Annotated in this window: 16 protein-coding genes; 2 read left to right on the forward strand and 14 right to left on the reverse strand. The window is 71.2% G+C overall.

The window, feature by feature from the left end; all coding sequences use genetic code 11:
- Position 1: 1 nt before the first annotated feature.
- A complete protein-coding gene (locus EV671_RS12135) occupies positions 2-1,225 on the reverse strand; it encodes an NnrS family protein (protein ID WP_132571591.1) in 1,224 nt (407 codons plus the stop codon).
- 6 nt (positions 1,226-1,231) lie between these two features.
- On the reverse strand, positions 1,232-2,323 hold the full coding sequence (gene moaA / locus EV671_RS12140; RefSeq protein ID WP_132571593.1) for a GTP 3',8-cyclase MoaA: 1,092 nt from the start codon (positions 2,321-2,323) through the stop codon (positions 1,232-1,234).
- Positions 2,324-2,465: 142 nt separating this feature from the next.
- On the opposite strand from moaA, the gene EV671_RS12145 reads away from it, so the two are divergent.
- Positions 2,466-2,858 (forward strand): ribonucleotide reductase subunit alpha, encoded by a 393-nt coding sequence (locus EV671_RS12145; RefSeq protein WP_132571595.1) that lies wholly within the window; start codon positions 2,466-2,468, stop codon positions 2,856-2,858.
- A gap of 5 nt (positions 2,859-2,863) precedes the next feature.
- A complete protein-coding gene (locus EV671_RS12150; protein WP_132571597.1) occupies positions 2,864-3,247 on the forward strand; it encodes a putative zinc-binding protein in 384 nt (127 codons plus the stop codon).
- Here the strand turns inward: EV671_RS12150 and EV671_RS12155 are convergent.
- From EV671_RS12155 to narH, 12 genes are all read right to left on the reverse strand, one after another.
- Positions 3,219-3,926 carry an anaerobic ribonucleoside-triphosphate reductase activating protein gene (locus EV671_RS12155; protein WP_132571599.1) on the reverse strand — a complete coding sequence of 236 codons (708 nt, stop codon included), beginning with the start codon at positions 3,924-3,926 and terminating at the stop codon, positions 3,219-3,221. The genes EV671_RS12150 and EV671_RS12155 overlap by 29 nt on opposite strands.
- Complete coding sequence (gene nrdD / locus EV671_RS12160; protein WP_132571601.1) at positions 3,911-4,090, reverse strand: anaerobic ribonucleoside-triphosphate reductase; 180 nt, start codon at positions 4,088-4,090, stop codon at positions 3,911-3,913. The genes EV671_RS12155 and nrdD overlap by 16 nt, the downstream gene beginning before the upstream one ends.
- 11 nt (positions 4,091-4,101) lie before the next feature.
- A complete protein-coding gene (locus EV671_RS12165) occupies positions 4,102-6,111 on the reverse strand; it encodes a ribonucleoside triphosphate reductase (RefSeq protein WP_132571603.1) in 2,010 nt (669 codons plus the stop codon).
- Between the two features lie 91 nt (positions 6,112-6,202).
- Complete coding sequence (ubiT, locus tag EV671_RS12170; RefSeq protein WP_132571605.1) at positions 6,203-6,625, reverse strand: ubiquinone anaerobic biosynthesis accessory factor UbiT; 423 nt, start codon at positions 6,623-6,625, stop codon at positions 6,203-6,205.
- On the reverse strand, positions 6,622-7,518 hold the full coding sequence (locus EV671_RS12175) for a U32 family peptidase (protein WP_243655697.1): 897 nt from the start codon (positions 7,516-7,518) through the stop codon (positions 6,622-6,624). Before EV671_RS12175 ends, ubiT begins: the two co-directional genes overlap by 4 nt.
- Before the next feature lie 136 nt (positions 7,519-7,654).
- A complete protein-coding gene (ubiU, locus tag EV671_RS12180; RefSeq protein ID WP_132571609.1) occupies positions 7,655-8,695 on the reverse strand; it encodes a ubiquinone anaerobic biosynthesis protein UbiU in 1,041 nt (346 codons plus the stop codon).
- A gap of 162 nt (positions 8,696-8,857) precedes the next feature.
- Entirely contained in the window at positions 8,858-9,157 is a 300-nt protein-coding gene (locus EV671_RS12185) for a DUF2249 domain-containing protein (RefSeq protein ID WP_132571611.1), read from the reverse strand.
- 46 nt (positions 9,158-9,203) lie between these two features.
- A complete protein-coding gene (locus EV671_RS12190; RefSeq protein WP_132571613.1) occupies positions 9,204-9,893 on the reverse strand; it encodes a carbonic anhydrase in 690 nt (229 codons plus the stop codon).
- A gap of 5 nt (positions 9,894-9,898) precedes the next feature.
- Positions 9,899-10,648 carry a peptidylprolyl isomerase gene (locus EV671_RS12195; RefSeq protein ID WP_132571615.1) on the reverse strand — a complete coding sequence of 250 codons (750 nt, stop codon included), beginning with the start codon at positions 10,646-10,648 and terminating at the stop codon, positions 9,899-9,901.
- Between the two features lie 3 nt (positions 10,649-10,651).
- Entirely contained in the window at positions 10,652-11,353 is a 702-nt protein-coding gene (narI, locus tag EV671_RS12200) for a respiratory nitrate reductase subunit gamma (RefSeq protein WP_132571617.1), read from the reverse strand.
- Positions 11,350-12,042, reverse strand: coding sequence for a nitrate reductase molybdenum cofactor assembly chaperone (gene narJ / locus EV671_RS12205; protein ID WP_132571619.1), 693 nt, complete (start codon positions 12,040-12,042; stop codon positions 11,350-11,352). Before narJ ends, narI begins: the two co-directional genes overlap by 4 nt.
- Positions 12,043-12,056: 14 nt before the next feature.
- On the reverse strand, positions 12,057-13,580 hold the full coding sequence (narH, locus tag EV671_RS12210) for a nitrate reductase subunit beta (RefSeq protein WP_132571621.1): 1,524 nt from the start codon (positions 13,578-13,580) through the stop codon (positions 12,057-12,059).
- Positions 13,581-13,585 lie beyond the last annotated feature (5 nt).

Below are 13,585 nucleotides of genomic sequence, written 5' to 3' on the forward strand. Positions count from 1 at the left end.
TTCAATCCGCCCTGCCGTCGGCTCGCGGCAGCCCCAGCCAGAACCCATAACGCAACGTCCAGGCAGCAACGACGCCCGCCCAGGCCAGCGCGGCCAGCAGCAGCGCGACACCGCCTCCCGGGCCCAGCGCCGCGGCCAGGCGCAGCAGCACGCCGAGCTGGAGCAGGCGATGGATGCGCCAGCCGATCCGGTCGATGGCGATCGGCCGGCCGCTGTGCCCGGCAACCACCCGCGTGGCCATCGCGACCAGCATGCAGCCCAGATAGCCGAGCGTGAAGGCATGCAGGGGTGCCGCCCCGAGGCCTGGCCGCCCAACGGCCTGCAGCCCGAGCGACAGGGCCTGCAGCGCCAGGGCCAGGCCCAGCCAGGCGAAGCCGCCGCGCAGCATGGCCGGCAGCCGGCCGGCCTCGCCCAAGGCGGGCTGAGCCCGCCGCCAGCGCAGCACCAGTGCCAGTAGCGCCAGTGCGGCCAGCGCCAGCGGCAGGGCCAGCAGGCACGGCGGCAGCCAGGCCTGCTGGGCCAGGCCCATCAGCGCCGGTCCACCGAGCAGCAACAGCAGCTGCCGGCGCTCGCCCAGGGCCTCCAGCCGCGGCAGCGCGGCGGCCGCGAACAGCGGGATCATGCGGTGCCAGGCCAGCACGAAGACGGGTACGACGAAGGCCCACAGGCCGAGCTGCGTCGCGGCGCGCAGCTGCCCGGCATCACCCTGGACCAGCGCGCGGCAGGCCAGCAGCATCGCGGCCACTCCCATCGCCCAGGCCGCCAGCATGCAGCGGGCGTGCAGGCGGCCGGGCACCCGGCTGGCGCGCAGCAGCGCCGCGAAGCTCAGGTACAGCCGCAGCCAGCCGACCGCCGCGAGCGCCATGCCGAAGGCCGCCAGCGGGCTGGCCAGATGCACGCCGAACAGCACGGCCACCCAGCCGGCACCGAACTGCAGCAGCGGCGCCAGCAGGACGTGCGCCTCGACGCCGGGCAGCGCCAGCCAGCGCGGCCCCGCGGTGAACAGGAAGCCCGCCATGAAGGCCGGCATGAAGCCCAGCGTGAACAGCAGGCCATGGGCCTGCACGGGCGGCACGGCCCAGCCCGGGGCCAGGCCCAGCGCCGACGCCGCCAGCACCGCCAGCCACCACAGCGCCATCAGGCTCATCAACCCGGCACCCATGGCGAAACCCAGCCGGTGCGGCGCGCCGAGCAGGCGCCGCGGGTCCCAGTGCTGCGGCCTCATGCGGGCTCAGCCACCCAGCACATGCATGTCGGCGCGCTCGTGCTGCTCGGCCCGCAGCCGTTCACGCTGCTCAGAATAGGCATCGGCCCGCTGGGCCCAGATCGCTGCGAGCTGCTCCCGCAGCTCGGCTTCGCCGCCCTGGGCGCCGCGCAGCAGCGGGCGCAGGTCGTGGCCCCGGGCCGCGAACAGGCAGGTGTAGAGGCGGCCTTCGGCCGTCAGCCGGGCACGCGTGCAGTCGCCGCAGAAAGCGTGGCTGACGCTGCTGATGAAGCCGACCTCGCCGCCACCGTCGGCATAGCGCCAGCGCTGCGCCGTCTCGCCGCCACGCGTGGCCTGCAGCGGCAGCAACGGCCAGTGCGCGTGGATGCGCGCGCGCAGCTCGTCGCTGGGCAACACCTCGTCGAGCTTCCAGCCGTTGTGGCTGCCGGCGTCCATGAACTCGATGAAGCGCAGCACCATGCCGCTGCCCCTGAAGTGTTCGGCCAGCGGCAGCGCCTCGTCGTCGTTGACGCCGCGACGCACCACCATATTGATCTTGATGCGCTCGAAGCCGGCCTGCGCAGCCACCTCCAGCCCGCGCAGCACCTCGGCCACCGGGAAGCCGACATCGTTCATGCGCTGGAACACCGCGTCGTCGAGGGCGTCCAGGCTGACCGTGAGCCGGCCCAGGCCGGCCTCGCGCAGCTCGCGGGCCTGGCCGGCGAGCAGGCTGCCGTTGGTCGTCAGCGCGAGGTCGGGCGGCGTGCCGTCCAGCGTGCGCAGGCGGCTCAGCTGGCGCACCAGCTCGGGCAGGTCGCGGCGCAGCAGCGGCTCGCCGCCGGTCAGGCGCAGAGTGCGCACGCCCAGGGCCAGGGCCTGGCGGGCGACCTGGGCAATCTCCTCGAAGCTCAGCAGATGTGCCTGCGGCTGGAAGCGATGGCCGGGGCCGAAGCGGCTGCGCGGCATGCAGTAGCCGCAGCGGAAGTTGCAGCGGTCGGTCAGCGAGATGCGCAGGTCGCGCCAGGGGCGCAGGCGCTGGTCGCGCAGCGCGCCGTCGGCCGGCTGCGACTGGGCCGCGCCGCGCGGCATCCAAAGCAAAGGGGCGGTCCTCGCGTCCATGCGGCGATTCTGGGTGGCGCAGCCGGCCCGCCCCATCCGGCCGTGGCAGGACGCAGGCACCCCCGACCTACTCCCTTCGGCGGACCCCCGCCTCGTCCGTCGGAGGCGCACGCCGGCACGCGCCCGCGCTAATGTGGCGGCCATGAACATCGAGCATTTCGACGACCTGCTGGCCATGGCCCGCGCTCAGACCCAGCCGCAGCGGCTGCTGATGGTCTTCACCACGGCCGAATGCGAGCCCGACGCGACGCCCGCCCAGCGGGCCGCCCACGCGGCCGGCGAGGGTGGCGTGCTGCGCCCGCTGATGTGCGTGGACAAGGCGCCCGAAGAGCTCGCCGACTTCGCGGCCCTGGCCGCCGAGGCCCGTGATGCCGGCCCGCCGTGGAGCCTGTTGTTTACCGCGGCGCTGGCCGGCCGCACCAGCGCGAGCGAGATCCAGCGCATGCTGGACCTGCTGGTCAAGCGCGTCGAGGCCGGCGAGTTCGGCGGCCTGCTGCCCTTCAACCCGGCCGGCGAGGTGGTGCTGATCGGCTGAGCGCGATGAGCGAACTGCCGCTGGTCTACGCCTGCTCGGGCTGCTCCAGCGCGGCCCAGCTCGCCAACCACCTGGCCGTGCGCCTGGACCGCAGCGGCGCGGCGGAGATGTCCTGCATCGCCGGCGTCGGCGGCGGCGTGAAGGCGCTAGTGCGAACCGCACAGCGCGCGGCCGAGAGCGGCCGGCCCATCCTCGCCATCGACGGCTGCCCGCTGGCCTGCGTGCGCGCCTGCCTGGCCCGCGTCGGCGTGACGGCCAGCACCGAGCTGCGCCTGCACGAGCAGGGCGTGCGCAAGGTCCAGCATGGCGACTTCGACCCGGCCCAGGCCGAGGCGTTGCTCGCGCATTGCCGGGAGCTTCTCAGCCCCGCAGCTGCAGGCCCGGCCTGATCGCCCGCGCCTGGGCCAGCAGGGCCGGCGACGGCCAGGCCACGGGAGTTCGCAGCGCGCCCGACGCGTCGGGCAGGCGGGCCAGCTGCAACACATGGCGGGGCACATCAGCCAGCTCGCGCACGAGGCGCAGCAGGCCGACATCGTCGAACCAGTTCGGATGGACGGTGCTGCGGCACTCAAAGTCCAGGCCACTGTCCTGCAGCAGGGCCAGCGATTCGCGCACCGCGCGCAGGCCGCCGCGCCGGCCGGTGATGCGGTCGTGCAAGCCCGCGTCGCCGGGCGCGGCCTTGATGTCCAGCCCCACCCAGTCGAGCCGCGGCAGCAGCGCGGCCAGGCGGCGCGGCGCGAGGCCGGCCGTGTGCAGGCCGATGGCATAGCCGAGGCCGCGCAGTTCGTCGATGGCGGCCGGCAGGGCCGGGTCCAGCGTCGGCTCGCCGCCGCTGAAGACGACGCCGTCGAGCCGCCCCAGGCGGTCTTCCAGCCAGTCGCGCAGCGCCGGCCACCGCGGCCCGCTGCCCTCGCCCTTCGCCTGCAGCGCCGGGTTGTGGCAGTAGCCGCAGCGCCAGGGGCAGCCCTGCAGGAAGACGACGGCCGCGAGCCGGCCGGGGAGGTCGACGCTGCTGAAGGGCTGCAGGCCGGCAACGGCCAGCGCGTCGGCGCTCACGACGGCACGCATGCCTCCTCGAAGTGCACACGCTCGGCGAACTCGCCCTGCTTGCCGATGTTGAAGCTCGCGACGGGCCGGTGGTAGCCCATCACACGGGTCCAGACCTCGCAGCGCTGGCGTTCCTCGTCGCTCAGCGTGATGTCCTGTTCTTGGCGTTCGATGACAGCGTTCATGGGGATGTCCTTCAGGCGGGTTGGGGTTGGGATTCGCGCTGCTTGCGGGCGAGGCGTTCCTCGTCGCACTTGGGGCAGAACTCGTGGTGGCCGCTCAGATAGCCGTGGGTCGGGCAGATCGAGAAGGTCGGCGTGACGGTGACATAGGGCAGGCGGTGGTGGCTCAGCGCGCGCCTGACCAGTTCGCGGCAGGCGGTGGCCGAGCTGATGCGCTCGCTCATATAGAGGTGCAGCACCGTGCCGCCGGTGTATTTGCGCTGCAGCTCCTCCTGGCGCTCCAGCGCCTCGAAGGGGTCGTCGGTGAAGCCGACGGGCAGCTGCGAGCTGTTCGTGTAATAGGGATTCGCGTCGGTGCCGGCCTGCAGGATGGCGGGCCAGCGGCGGCGGTCTTCCTTCGCGAAGCGGTAGGTCGTGCCCTCGGCCGGCGTGGCCTCGAGGTTGTAGAGGTGGCCGGTCTGCTCCTGGAACTCGACCATGCGCGCGCGCACATGGTCCAGCAGGCGCACGGCGAGCGCATGGCCCTCAGGCGCCGTGATGTCGCACTCACCGCGCGTGAAGTTGCGCACCATCTCGTTGATGCCGTTCACGCCCAGCGTCGAGAAGTGGTTGCGCAGCGTGCGCAGATAGCGCCGCGTGTAGGGGAAGAGGCCCTGGTCGATGAGGCGCTGGATCAGCTTGCGCTTGATCTCCAGGCTGTCGCGGCCCAGTTCCAGCAGGCGGTCCAGGCGGGTCAGCAGGCCGGCCTCGTCGCCAGCGAACAGATGCCCGAGGCGCGCGCAGTTGACGGTGACGACGCCGACCGAGCCGGTCTGCTCGGCCGAGCCGAACAGGCCGTTGCCGCGCTTGAGCAGCTCGCGCAGGTCCAGCTGCAGGCGGCAGCACATGGAGCGCACCATCTGCGGCTCCAGGTCGGAGTTCAGGAAGTTCTGGAAGTAGGGCAGGCCGTAGCGCGCCGTCATCTCGAACAAGGCCTCGGTGTTGGGATGGGCCCAGTCGAAGTCCTTCGTGATGTTGTAGGTCGGGATGGGGAAGGTGAAGACGCGGCCCTTGGCGTCGCCGGCCGTCATCACGTCGATGTAGGCGCGGTTGATGAGGTCCATCTCGGCCTGCAGCTCGCCATAGCAGAAGGACTGCTCCTCGCCGGCGATGACGGGCACCTGCTCGGCGAGGTCGGCCGGGCAGGTCCAGTCGAAGGTGAGGTTGGTGAAGGGCGTCTGCGTGCCCCAGCGCGAGGGTACGTTGAGGTTGTAGATCAGCTCCTGCAGGCACTGGCGCACCTGCTCGTAGCTCAGGCCATCCTTGCGCACATAGGGCGCCAGATAGGTGTCGAAGCTGGAGAAGGCCTGGGCGCCGGCCCATTCGTTCTGCAGCGTGCCGAGGAAGTTGACGATCTGGCCGACCGCGCTTGAAAGGTGCTTGGGCGGCCCCGCCTCCACCTTGCCCGGCACGCCGTTGAGCCCCTCGTGCAGCAGCGTGCGCAGGCTCCAGCCGGCGCAATAGCCGCTGAGCATGTCGAGGTCGTGGATGTGGATGTCGGCCTCGCGGTGGGCGCGGCCGACCTCGGGCGGGTAGACATGGTCCAGCCAGTAGTTGGCCACCACCTTGCCCGACACGTTCAGGATCAGCCCACCCAGGCTCCAGCCCTGGTTGGCGTTGGCCTGGATGCGCCAGTCGCGCTGCTGCAGGTATTCGTCCATCGTCGCCTGCACGTCGACCAGGGTCTGGCGCGCATCGCGCAGGCGGCGGTGCTGCTCGCGGTAGACGGTGTAGGCGCGCAGCGTGCGGCGCCAGCCGGCACCGAACAGCGTGGACTCGACGGCGTCCTGGATCTGCTCGATGCCGGGCAGGGTGTGGGCCATCAGCTCGGGCAGCACGCCGTTCTCGGTCAGCCAGCGCGCCTCGTCCTCGCCGAACTCCGCGCTGGCCCGGCCGGCGGCGGCCAGGGCCTGGGCGATCTTGCCGGCATCGAAGGCCTGGAGGCGGCCATCGCGTTTCAGCACCTGCTGGGGATAGAGGCTCATGCGCTACCTATGGTGTTTGCAGCTCCACAGCGGCGCTACATCTAGTGGCGCGCAGTGTGTTCAGCGCGGGCAGCGGCGTCCTTGAACCAAGTCAAGAAACGGGCGCACTCCACAGCGGCCCGATGGCGTCCAGCGTGTTCTTCAGGATCAGGCCGTATTCGGTGTCGCCCTCCATGACCAGGGCACCGTCGAAGAACAGGCGATCGGCGTCGTCCTGGCCGCGCAGCAGCCGCCACAGCGCATCGGCGCGGGCACGCAGGCGCAACCGCGCCGCGCCGCCCTCCCCGGCCGCGCGAAAGCCCCGCTCGCCGAGAAGCAGCCGCACGCGGGCGCCCAGCTCCTGCAGCTCGATCTCGACGGTCTGGCCCTGCAGGGCCTGGCGCTGCGACGCGTCCAGCCGCGGCAGCAGCAGGCGGTCCAGCAACAGCGCCAGCAGCGTGGACGGCGGGCGGCTGGGCAGGCGGGCGACACGCTCGCGCCATTGGGCGGGCAGGCTGGGCAGCGTCGTGTTCATGCGGCTTCCTTCAAACCCGCCTCACGGCGCGCAAAGCCGTCCACCAGGCGGCCGGACAGAGGCAGCGCGCGCAGCTCGGCCAGCGCATCTGCGGCATCGGTACCCCGCGCGAACACCGCGTCGAAGAGCTCGACGACGCGGCCGAAATGCGCGCCACAAGGCGACAGCCGCAGCAGGCCCACGCCGGCCTCGCGCAGCGCCGCGCCGTGGCCGAGCAGGCATTGCAGCGCCGCGCTCTGCGTCTGGATGCCGTTGAGCGCGAGGAAGTCCTCGCCCTCCCCGGTCTTCAGCAGCAGGCCGTCGGCATCGTCGCGGCAGCGGAACTGGCAGTCGTCCTTCTGCAGCCGGTGGTGGCGGGCCGTGAAGCAGCGCGCCGAGAAGGCCAGCGGCAGGCGGCCAAAGCCCCAGACCTCAGTCTGGATGGCCGACGGCGCCGGGTTGATGCGGCCCACCGCGTCCAGCGACAGCTCGACCGGCGCGACCCAGCGATCAGCGCCCAGCACCGCATGCTCGGCCAGCGCGGCGGCGTTGTAGATGTTGATGTGCGGGCCCAGCGTCAGCGGCCGGCGGCCCAGGCGCGACAGCACCTGCAGCGCGGCCGCGTCGCCGGCCTCGACCGGGAACTCGTCCTGCTCGCAGACGCGGCGCAGCGTGCGCAGCTCGGCCTCGCTCATGACCAGGGCCATCGTCGCCAGGCGCACCTCCTTGCCGGCCGCACGAAGCTCGCGGGCGATGGCCAGCCAGTCGTCGAACCTGATCTCGTTGCGCCGCGAGCAGACCAGCTCGCCGAGCACGATGCTGTGCACCGGCGCGTCGGCCAGGTCGGCATAGAAGTTCAGCAGCGCCTCGCGCGGCCACCAGTACAGCAGCGGCCCTACCGAAAGCTCGATCATCAAATACTCCATCAATACATGCACGGCGCCCGGCGCGAGCCGGGCACCCCATCAAGCAGCCGCCGTGGAACCGGCTTTGCCGGGCCACTGGCGGCGCCCCTGGGGGGAGGCGCGCAGCGCCTACGGGGGGGTCTATTCACCTCCAGGGCTTGTCGTAGGCGCCCAGCGTGTGCTGCTGGCCCTCGGCCCAGCGGGCGAGCTGGCCGTCCCAGGCCGGCTGCACGCTGTAGCGGCCGCGGCCCACATGGGCGGCCCAGGCGGTGTCGATGGCGCTGCGCCAGACCTTGGTGACCTCGGCCACATAGGCCGGGCTGCGCTGACGGCCCTCGATCTTGATCGCGCTGACGCCGGAGGCGATCAGCTGCGGCAGCAGGGCCAGGGTGTTGAGGCTGGTGGGCTCTTCCAGCGCGTAGTCGCGCGCCAATGCGCCGACCTCGAAGCGGCCCTTGCACAGCGTCGGGTAGCCGCGCGGCTCGCCGGGGCGGTAGTGGTCGATCAGCACGCCACCCAGGCGGGCACGCACGCCGTCCGCGGCCTCGTCCCAGCGCACCGCCGCGGGCGGCGAGCAGACGCCGGCCGTGTTGGGCGACTGGCCCGTCGCGTAGCTGGACAGCGCGCAGCGCCCCTCCACCATCACGCACAGGCTGCCGAAGCCGAAGACCTCGACCGGCACCTCGCAGTGCCGGATCAGCTGCTGCACCTGCTGCAGCGTCAGCACGCGCGGCAGCACGGCGCGCTCGATGCCGTAACGCTCGCGGTAGAAGGCGATAGCCTCGTGATTGGTGGCCGAGGCCTGCACCGACAGATGCAGGCGCACCTGCGGATGGCGGCGGCGCGCGTCGACCAGCACGGCGCTGTCGGCCACGATGAGGGCATCGGCGCCGAGCTCGGCGGCCTGGTCGACGGCACGCTGCCAGGGCGCCGTGTCGCGCGCATCGGCAAAGGTGTTCAGCGCCATCAGCACCTGGCGGCCCTGGCGGTGCGCGAGCGCCACGCCTTCGCGCACCTGGGCGGCGTCGAAGTTCAGGCCGGCGAAGTTGCGCGCATTGGTGGCGTCCTTCAGGCCCAGGTAGACGGCATCGGCACCGGCCTCGAGGGCCAGTTGCAGCGCGCGCAGAGAGCCGGCCGGGCAGACCAGTTCGGGCTTGCGTGACGGCGGGGAGTAATCAGCGGACATCAGAGTCATACGATCTTTTGGCTTGCGGGCCGAGCGCCGGGCCGCTCCCAAGCCGGCCCGGTTGGCGATGTGCTCGCGGCTCGATGCCGCGAGCATCGCCGTCCCCTCGGGGGACCGGCTGGGCACGCCCGCGTCCAGCGAGGCGCGACCGGCCGAGGGGTTTCAGGAACAACCGCCGCCGCCGCCGCAGCCGCAACCGCCGCCTTGCGGCATCGGGGCGGTGGCCTCGCCGGGCGCGGCGCGGCTGATGCGGATGCGCCAGTAGCCCGGATCGGCCTGCACCACCTGCCAGCCGAAGGTCTGCGGGCGGTAGGCGTGGAACTGCATCAGCAGGCCGCGCGGCTCGTGGTCGTTGACCAGTTCGAAGGCCTCGCCTTCGGCCAGCGCGTCGAAGCACTGGAAGGCGAGCTGGTGGCGCTGCGCGGGGGCGAGCGGGCGGAGGTCGTGGAGGGCGTTGTTCATGGGTCGTCAGCCTAGGGCTGGCGACCTCGGCCCGCCTTGAACCAGTTCAAGACAGCGGCACGCCGCTGGCGCCCAGGCCGCTGTCGTCGTCGCCGAGAACATAGGGGCCGGTGCCGGCATGCTCGGCGCGCGAGGCCGGCACGAAGGCGCCGACGCCGACGTCGAAGACATGGACCTCGCCATCCTCGATGACGTAGTGCCAGCCGTGCAGCGTCAGCGCGCGCGCCTCAACGCGCTCGCGCACCATGGGGTAGTCCATCAGCCGCTCGAGCTGCAGCACGACGGCGCGCTGCTCGGTGCGGCGCATGACCTCGGGGCCGGGCTCGGCCACCGGCAACATGGCCTCGCGGCCGAGATCCAGCCAGCAGGCCAGGTTCTGCGCAGCGGCCGGCACCTCGCCGTAGAGGGCGCGGATGGCGCCGCAGTGGCTGTGGCCGCAGACGATGATGCGGCGCACCTGCAGGTTGAGCACGGCGAACTCGATGGCCGCCGCGGTGCCGTGGAAGCCCTGGCTCTGGTCGTGGGGCGGCACGAAGGCGCCGACGTTGCGCACCAGGAAGAGCTCGCCCGGCCCGGCGCCGGTGAGCAGATAGGGGACGAGGCGCGAGTCCGAACAGCCGATAAAGAGTGTGAGCGGATGCTGGCCCTCGTCGACGAGATGGCGGAACAGCGAGCGCTGCTGGGGGAAGGCGTCTTCCTGGAAGCGGCGCAGGCGTTCGAGCAGCTCGTCGGGCATGGAGCTTACTGAACGAGCGGGGACGTCGCCTGTTGCAACTCCACGCCCTGCAGCCGCGCGTCGGCCGCCAGCGTCTGCAGGTATTGACGCACCGCGCTGATCTGGTGGCGCTGGCGCATCTGCTGGGCCACGGCCTCGCGCACCTGCTCGAAGGCGGGCAGGCGGCCGGGCTCGCGCGCATCGACGGCGACGATGTGCAGGCCGAAGCGGCTGTGCAGCAGCTGCGGCAGCACCCCGATCTCGCTGCGGCCGAACAGCTCGCGGGCGAACTCGGGCGCACAGTCGTCGGCGGTCAGCCAGCCCAGGCGGCCGCCGTCGGCGCCGCTCGGGCAGTTGGACAGGGTCTTGGCGGCCTCGGTGAAGGCAGCCGCGTCACTGGCGCGCAGCGCGATCAAGTGCCCCTCGGCATGCTGACGGAGCCTGTCCACGTCCACGCCGGGCGTGACGGCGAACAGCAGATGGCGCACCTGCACGCGCTCGCCCTGCGCGAAGTGGCGCGCATTGGCCTCGAAGTGGCGTCGGCAGGCGACCTCGTCGGGCTCGGGGCCGGCAAGCTCCTGCATCAGCAGGGCCTCGATGGCCGCGCTGGCGGCCTCGCTGACGGCGCCCTCGCGCGGTGCCGGGTCGTCCTCGGCCAGCAGGCCCAGTTCGATGGCACGCTGGCGCAACAGCTCGGTGCAGGCACGCTGGCGCAGCGCTTCCTCGTCCAGCGCCTCGTCGGCGGTGGCGATCGCGATGTCGTTGACGGTGACCATGGCTCAGCCTTGCTTGGGCAGGTTGAGGCGGCGCGAGCGCACCACCTGGTAGGGACGGAACACGTAGAACACCGAGGCCAGACCGCTCCAGACGTGCACGAGGCGGCTGAAGGGGAAGAGCAGGAAGATGGTCATGCCCAGCACCATGTGGACCTTGTAGGGCCAGGCCAGGGGCACGAGGCCGCTCGCGTCGGGGTTGAGCGTGACGATGCGCTGGGCCCAGTCCGACAGCACCAGCATGACCGAGCCATCGGCATGGTGCAGCGAGAAGGGCAGCGTGATGAGGCCCAGGCTGAGCTGCAGCCACAGGATCCACAGGATGGCCAGGTCGGTGCGGTGGCTGGTCAGGCGGATGCGCGGGTCGGTCATACGGCGCCAGATCAGCATGGAGAGGCCGATGAAGCAGAACGTGCCGGCCACGCCGCCGGCGACGATGGCCAGCATCTGCTTGTTGGCCGGGCTGATGAAGTGCTCGTAGAGGGCGTGCGGCGTCAGCATGCCGGCCGTGTGGCCCACCATCAGGAACAGGATGCCGGCATGGAAGAGGTTGCTGGCCCAGCGCATGCCGCGCCCGCGCAGCAGCTGGGAGCTGTCGCTTTTCCAGGTGTACTGGTCGCGGTCGAAGCGCGCCAGGCTGCCCATCAGGAAGACGGCCAGGCAGATGTAGGGGTAGACGACGAACAGGAAGTTATGCAGGGCGTTCATGCCTGGGCTCCCGGCTGGTGGGCGCTTTGCTTGCGCACGATGTGGATGGGTTGCGGCTGCTCGGGGCGGGACTGGCCGGCGCTGGAGCAGCCGCCGAAGGCCTCGGGCTCGGCCCAGGCCTCGTCGAGCTCGGGCTCGGGCGGGATGTCGACCCGCTCGGCGGCCTCGCCGGCCAGTTCGAGCACCGCGGCCAGCACGCTGGCGTAGGGGCTCTGGCGGCGCTGCAGCGCGCTGAAGATGGCGCGGTTGATGTGGGCGATCTCGGCCAGGAAATCGCGCGCCTCGCGGGAAGGCTGGGTGCTGGCGAACTCGAGCACGACGGCGAGATGGTCGGGAAGCTCGCCGGGCGCGAGGTAGAGGCCGGCGCGCTCATAGGTCTGCTGCAGGTCGACCATGGCCGGGCCGCGCTCGCGCGAGTCGCCGTGCACATGCTCGAACAGGTGCAGGGCGGTGCCGCGGCCGCGGTCGAAGAGGTCGACGAACTCGGCCTCGACCGTGAAGGGGTCGGCCTGCTGCAGGCGCTGCAGCAGCGCGCAGAGCTCGTCGATGCGGGCCCCGGGCAGCGCGGCCTCAGCACGAAGGGCCTGCTGCAGCTCGGGCACGGCGGCACGGAACTCGGCGTCGGGGTAGCGCAGCAGCGCGGCGAGCACGCGCAGGCTCAAGGGGGAGTGGGTGGGCTTGTTGAACATCGTCGTCGCCCTCTTCAGATCGTCGCCTTGATGGGAATCGTCCGCTTCTTCTCCGAGCCGAACAGGCTGGTCTCGGTGACGCCCTCGGAGCAGCCGTTGCCAAAGCTGAAGCCGCAGCCGCCGCGCACATTGAAGGCGTTCTCGGCGTATTCGCGGTGCGTCGTCGGGATGACGAAGCGGTCCTCGTAGTTGGCGATGGCCATCACGCGGTACATGGCCTCGACGTCGGCGGGCAGCAGGCCCACCTGGTCCAGCACCGCGCGGTTCTCGATGCGGTCCACATGCTTGCCGCGCTGGTAGGCGCGCATGGCCAGCATGCGCTCCAGCGCCCGCTCGACGGGCCAGACGTCGCCGGCCGTCAGCAGGTTGGCCAGGTATTGCACCGGGATGCGCAGCTGGCGCACGTCGGGGATCTCGCCGTTGACGCCGAGCTGGCCGGCGTTGGCCGCCGCGCTGATGGGCGACAGCGGCGGCACATACCAGACCATGGGCAGGGTGCGGTACTCGGGGTGCAGCGGCAGGGCCACCTTCCAGTCCACGGCCATCTTGTAGACGGGGCTGTTCTTCGCCGCCTCCAGCCAGTTGTCGGGGATGCCGTCGCGGCGCGCCTGGGCGATGACCTCGGGGTCGTGCGGGTCCAGGAAGATGTCGAGCTGGGCCTGGTAGAGGTCCTTGTCGTGGGGCGTGGCGGCGGCCTCGGCGATGCGGTCGGCGTCATAGAGCAGCACGCCCAGGTAGCGGATGCGGCCGACGCAGGTCTCGGAGCAGACCGTGGGCTGGCCGGCCTCGATGCGCGGGTAGCAGAAGATGCACTTCTCGGCCTTGCCGCTCTTCCAGTTGTAGTAGATCTTCTTGTAGGGGCAGCCCGACACGCACATGCGCCAGCCGCGGCACTTGTCCTGGTCGATCAGCACGATGCCGTCTTCCTCGCGCTTGTAGATCGAGCCCGAGGGGCAGCTCGCGACGCAGGCCGGGTTCAGGCAGTGCTCGCACAGCCTGGGCAGGTACATCATGAAGGTGTTCTCGAACTTGCCGTACATCTCCTTCTGCACGTCGTCGAAGTTCTTGTCGCGGCTGCGCTTGCTGAACTCGCCGCCGAGGATCTCCTCCCAGTTCGGGCCCCACTCGATCTTCTCCATGCGCTGGCCGGTGATGAGGCTGCGCGGGCGGGCCGTCGGCGCATGCTTCATCTCGGGCGCCGACTGCAGGTGGTCGTAGTCGAAGGTGAAGGGCTCGTAGTAGTCGTCGATCTCCGGCAGGTTGGGGTTGGCGAAGATCTTCATCAGGAGCTTCCATTTGCCCCCCTGGCGCGGCTCCAGCTTGCCGTCCGCCTTGCGGACCCAGCCGCCGTTCCACTTGTCCTGGTTCTCCCATTCCTTGGGATAGCCGATGCCGGGCTTGGTCTCGACGTTGTTGAACCAGGCGTACTCGACGCCGGGGCGGCTGGTCCAGACGTTCTTGCAGGTCACCGAGCAGGTGTGGCAGCCTATGCACTTGTCCAGGTTCAGGACCATGCCGATCTGTGCGCGAATCTTCATTGCGT

Source organism: Roseateles saccharophilus, from assembly GCF_004342485.1.
GTDB classification, from domain to species: Bacteria; Pseudomonadota; Gammaproteobacteria; order Burkholderiales; family Burkholderiaceae_C; genus Pelomonas; species Pelomonas saccharophila.

Bases quoted from the DNA above. Each gene is read 5' to 3' on its own strand.
- narH (WP_132571621.1), bottom strand. From the start codon at position 13,580: ATGAAGATTCGCGCACAGATCGGCATGGTCCTGAACCTGGACAAGTGC.
- nrdD (WP_132571601.1), bottom strand. From the start codon at position 4,090: ATGAACGCTGTCATCGAACGCCAAGAACAGGACATCACGCTGAGCGAC.
- EV671_RS12165 (WP_132571603.1), bottom strand. From the start codon at position 6,111: ATGAGCCTCTATCCCCAGCAGGTGCTGAAACGCGATGGCCGCCTCCAG.
- EV671_RS12185 (WP_132571611.1), bottom strand. From the start codon at position 9,157: ATGAACAACGCCCTCCACGACCTCCGCCCGCTCGCCCCCGCGCAGCGC.
- EV671_RS12190 (WP_132571613.1), bottom strand. From the start codon at position 9,893: ATGCCCGACGAGCTGCTCGAACGCCTGCGCCGCTTCCAGGAAGACGCC.
- ubiU (WP_132571609.1), bottom strand. From the start codon at position 8,695: ATGTCCGCTGATTACTCCCCGCCGTCACGCAAGCCCGAACTGGTCTGC.
- EV671_RS12145 (WP_132571595.1), top strand. From the start codon at position 2,466: ATGAACATCGAGCATTTCGACGACCTGCTGGCCATGGCCCGCGCTCAG.
- narJ (WP_132571619.1), bottom strand. From the start codon at position 12,042: ATGTTCAACAAGCCCACCCACTCCCCCTTGAGCCTGCGCGTGCTCGCC.
- EV671_RS12150 (WP_132571597.1), top strand. From the start codon at position 2,864: ATGAGCGAACTGCCGCTGGTCTACGCCTGCTCGGGCTGCTCCAGCGCG.
- moaA (WP_132571593.1), bottom strand. From the start codon at position 2,323: ATGGACGCGAGGACCGCCCCTTTGCTTTGGATGCCGCGCGGCGCGGCC.
- EV671_RS12175 (WP_243655697.1), bottom strand. From the start codon at position 7,518: ATGATCGAGCTTTCGGTAGGGCCGCTGCTGTACTGGTGGCCGCGCGAG.
- EV671_RS12135 (WP_132571591.1), bottom strand. From the start codon at position 1,225: ATGAGGCCGCAGCACTGGGACCCGCGGCGCCTGCTCGGCGCGCCGCAC.
- EV671_RS12155 (WP_132571599.1), bottom strand. From the start codon at position 3,926: ATGCGTGCCGTCGTGAGCGCCGACGCGCTGGCCGTTGCCGGCCTGCAG.
- ubiT (WP_132571605.1), bottom strand. From the start codon at position 6,625: ATGAACACGACGCTGCCCAGCCTGCCCGCCCAATGGCGCGAGCGTGTC.
- EV671_RS12195 (WP_132571615.1), bottom strand. From the start codon at position 10,648: ATGGTCACCGTCAACGACATCGCGATCGCCACCGCCGACGAGGCGCTG.
- narI (WP_132571617.1), bottom strand. From the start codon at position 11,353: ATGAACGCCCTGCATAACTTCCTGTTCGTCGTCTACCCCTACATCTGC.